Origin of the sequence: Pseudomonas sp. 34 E 7 (genome assembly GCF_900005715.1) — a bacterium.
In the GTDB taxonomy this organism is placed as follows: Bacteria; Pseudomonadota; Gammaproteobacteria; order Pseudomonadales; family Pseudomonadaceae; genus Aquipseudomonas; species Aquipseudomonas orientalis_A.
The window spans coordinates 4,522-7,516 of record NZ_CVTX01000144.1 but is presented as its reverse complement, the minus strand read 5'-3'; the positions used below and the strand labels follow the sequence as shown (position 1 = coordinate 7,516).

At 62.2% G+C, this 2,995-nt stretch carries 3 protein-coding genes and 1 pseudogene; all 4 read right to left on the bottom strand.

Features of this window, described 5'->3' with window-relative positions; translation table 11 throughout:
- A pseudogene (locus BFP96_RS14565) lies at nt 1-290 on the bottom strand (flagellar hook-length control protein FliK); the annotation flags it as partial.
- An 83-nt stretch (nt 291-373) separates the two neighbouring features.
- Nucleotides 374-718, bottom strand: coding sequence for an Hpt domain-containing protein (locus BFP96_RS14560; RefSeq protein ID WP_065893761.1), 345 nt, complete (start codon nt 716-718; stop codon nt 374-376).
- Nucleotides 719-748: 30 nt separating this feature from the next.
- A complete protein-coding gene (locus BFP96_RS14555) occupies nt 749-2,467 on the bottom strand; it encodes an ATP-binding SpoIIE family protein phosphatase (RefSeq protein ID WP_065936463.1) in 1,719 nt (572 codons plus the stop codon).
- Nucleotides 2,464-2,769, bottom strand: coding sequence for an STAS domain-containing protein (locus tag BFP96_RS14550; protein ID WP_065893763.1), 306 nt, complete (start codon nt 2,767-2,769; stop codon nt 2,464-2,466). Before BFP96_RS14550 ends, BFP96_RS14555 begins: the two co-directional genes overlap by 4 nt.
- Nucleotides 2,770-2,995 lie beyond the last annotated feature (226 nt).

Here is a 2,995-nt window from a genome sequence, read left to right as displayed (position 1 = left end):
GTGTCCTTGGCCGCTTTGTCGGCATCGGACGGCTTGGCAGGCAAGGGATTGCCGCTATCGGCAACCGCAGGCGTGCTGGCGGCAGGTGTCTTGTCGGCGGTTGCAGGCACCGATTTGCCCGGTGCGCTGTCGGTTTTCAGCGCCGGTTTGGCGCCCTGGTTGGCGAACACTTGAGAGAAGCCAGGGCCTTTGTCCCGTGGGTCCGCAGCCGCCACCGCAGGGGTGGCGGCAGGCGCTTGAGGCTTGGCCGCGGGGGCAGCCTGAAGGAGCGAATTGGGGGCGACTGGCATAGGTAAAGGTCTCCACTGCATGGGGGTCGGGGATGCAGTATCAGGAGATAGAGCAAGAGTCGGGCCAGGTTTGCAGCGAAGGCTCACGCACTGAAACGCTGGCGCTCCGATTCGTACATCGGCCTGACCAGCGCGAACTCATGATCAATCTGGTCAACCAATGCACCCAGATTCGAGGCAGGCTTGATGGACTCAAGCTCCAAGCGTTGACACAGGTGCGCCAACCGCACCGCGCCAAGGTTGCCACTGCTGCCCTTGAAGCTATGCGCTATGCGCCCCAGCGCCTTGGCGTCGTCGCGCGCGGTGCGCAACGCCTCGACGCGCTTTTGCGAGTCATCGAGAAAGGTATCGAGCAGCTTGGGATACTCACCTTCCATGACCTCCCGCAGACCCGACAACACGTCCGGGTCCAGATGTATATCGACCACTTGCTCGCTCCTTGATCAAGAATTGACGGATTATGCCAGAGCCTTCCAGCAAAACTCCACGCAGACGCTGCGCCCGCCATCGGACCAGCGTACGTCGCCGCTCAGTTGACGCACCAGGTTCAAGCCGCGGCCGGACAGACGGTCAGCATCCAGCGGCCGCGCCAGCACCTCGTCAACATCGAAGCCAGGCCCGCTGTCCTCGACACGCAACGTCATCTTGCCGCCTTGCGCAGTCGGGGACACCTGCACATGCACCCGGATATGGCCGCTGTTCAATTGCGCCAGCCGCTCGTTGCGCAGGCGATAATACTGCGCAAACCCTTCGGCATCGCGCTTGAGCTGTGAATCCAGGCCCAGAACGCCATGTTCGAGGGCATTGGCATACAACTCGGCCATGACCGTGTAGAGCGCCCCACTCTGCTCACGCAGGCCATGGACCTCCAACAGCAATTGCAGCAGATACGGCAACGGGTTGTAGCGCCTGAGGGTCTGCGCGCGAAACTCGAAACTCACCGACCAATTCAGCGGGCAAGACTGGCCGCTGTCGGAATACATAGGTTCGGCCACGCGCAGCGGTTGGCCGGCCAGCAAGCTGATTTCAACCATGCTGACATCGTCCCGCGCCTCACCGCGAAAGGCCGCCAGCGCCTGCTCGATATCCTCGAACAGGCGGTCGGGCTCGCGGTTGGCGGCAAACACCTGCTGCAAACGCTCGGCGCCGAACAACTGGTCATTGGCGTCGGCGGTGTCCAGCACGCCATCGGAGAGCAGGAACACCCGATCGCCCAGGGCCATGGGCCAGACTTCGGTGCTGTCATCGAATGCCTGGGCCGACAGCACGCCCAACGGCAGATGCCGCGACATCAACGGCGTGCGCTTGCCGGTGGCGACCTCATGCACATAGCCCTCGGGCATGCCGCCGTTCCACACCTCCACCACGCGCCGCTCGGTGCTCAGGCACAACAGTGTGGCGCAGCAGAACATGTCCACCGGCAGGATGCGCTTGAGCTTGGCGTTCATTTCGCGCAGGGTCTGCGTCAGCCCGTAGCCCTTGGCGGTCATGCCGTAGAACACTTCGGCCAGGGGCATGGCTCCGATGGCCGCCGGCAGGCCGTGGCCGGTGAAATCGCCGAGCAGCACGTGCATGTCGCCGGACGGCGTATAGGCCGCCAGCAGCAGGTCCCCGTTGAACAGTGCATAGGGCGATTGCAGGTAGCGGATATTCGGCGCCGCGTTGATGCAACCCGAATGCGCGACCTTGTCGAACACGGCCTTGGCGGCGCGTTGCTCATGTAACAGGTGATCATTGTGCCGGGCGATCTGGTCACGCTGCTGCAGCACCGTGGCTTGTAGCCGCCGCAGGCGGTCCATGGCGTTGATCTTGGCGGCCAGAATAAGCTGGTTGTAGGGCTTGGGCAGGAAATCGTCGCCGCCGGCGTCCAGGCACTCCGCCAGTGCGGCGCTTTCGCGCAGCGAGGTCAGGAAAATGATGGGGACCAACTGCTCGCCCGCCAATTGCTTGATCCATCGCGCGGCGAGAAAACCATCCATCACCGGCATCATCGCGTCCATCAGCACCAGCTGCGGACGCTCGCGCGCAAACACTTCAACGGCTTGCTCGCCATTGGTCGCGGTGAGCACATGGTGCCCCTGACGCCGCACGATGGTCGACAACAACAGCAAGTCGGCGGCGCTGTCTTCGGCAATCAGGATGGTCAGCGGCTCGGATAAGGGGGCCAGGACTCTCACGATATATCGAACAGCTTGTCGAAATTGGAAATGGCGAGGATTTTGCGCACGTCGTGGCTGCTGTTGCTGACCTGCACTTGAGACTCATCGCCACCAGCGTGGTCCCTGAGCAGCAGGAGCATGCCCAGGGCCGAGCTGTCCATGTAGGTGGTTTCTTTAAGATCGACCACATACAACTCGGGCACCTTGTAGTAACGCTCGTAGGCATCGCGAAATGCCTGGTGGCTGCCAAAATCGAACCGGCCCTTGATTGCGATCGTCAACTTCTTCCCGTCCAGGGATACTTCTGACTCGATTGACATGTGACTGCTTCCTTGTCATGGGTCTGTGCAACAAGGTGTAGCAGGCGAACCCGATCTGAGCAACACGGCCGTTCAAATGTGGGAGGGGGCTTGCCTCCGGGGCGACCAGGATTTTGGTGTCGATCCCGGTCCAAATGTGGGAGGGGGCTTGCCCCCGATGGCGGCCTCGGGGCTGGCCGGGATGTTGGATTGGAACGAGTACATATCCGTTTCTGCGGTAACGGCC

What these genes read in the sequence shown, in the direction of transcription:
- BFP96_RS14550 (WP_065893763.1), bottom strand. Translation starts at nt 2,769, where the DNA reads ATGTCAATCGAGTCAGAAGTATCCCTGGACGGGAAGAAGTTGACGATC.